The sequence below is a fragment of the Kitasatospora putterlickiae genome (genome assembly GCF_039527695.1).
Taxonomy (GTDB): Bacteria; Actinomycetota; Actinomycetes; order Streptomycetales; family Streptomycetaceae; genus Kitasatospora; species Kitasatospora putterlickiae.
Genome location: NZ_BAAAKJ010000574.1, coordinates 1 through 511 on the forward strand (window position 1 = coordinate 1; position 511 = coordinate 511).

The 511-nt window shown below is 69.7% G+C and carries 1 protein-coding gene; it reads left to right on the forward strand.

Going from position 1 to position 511, the window contains the following annotated elements:
- Positions 1–511 (forward strand): GTP-binding protein (locus tag ABD308_RS39495; protein WP_344345981.1); only part of this gene is annotated, 511 nt, incomplete at both ends.

Consider the following 511-nt stretch of genomic DNA (forward strand, 5'->3'; position numbering starts at 1 on the left):
ACGCGGCCGCCCCCACCCGCGCCACCACCTCCGCGAAGATCGTCGTCGCGGGCGGCTTCGGCGTCGGCAAGACCACGCTCGTCGGCGCCGTCTCCGAGATCAACCCCCTGCGCACCGAAGCCGTCATGACCTCGGCCTCCGCCGGCATCGACGACCTCAGCCACGTCTCCGGCAAGACCACCACCACCGTCGCCATGGACTTCGGCCGCATCACCCTCGACGAAGACCTCATCCTCTACCTGTTCGGCACCCCCGGACAGGACCGCTTCTGGTTCATGTGGGACGACCTCGTCCGCGGAGCCATCGGCGCCGTCGTCCTCGTCGACACCCGCCGCCTCGCCGACTGCTTCCCCGCCCTCGACTACTTCGAGAACAGCGGACTCCCCTTCGTCGTCGCCCTCAACGGCTTCGACGGACACCAGCCCCACACCGCCGACGAAGTCCGCGAAGCACTCCAACTCGGCAGCGACACCCCCGTCATCACCCTCGACGCCCGACGCCGCGACAGCGC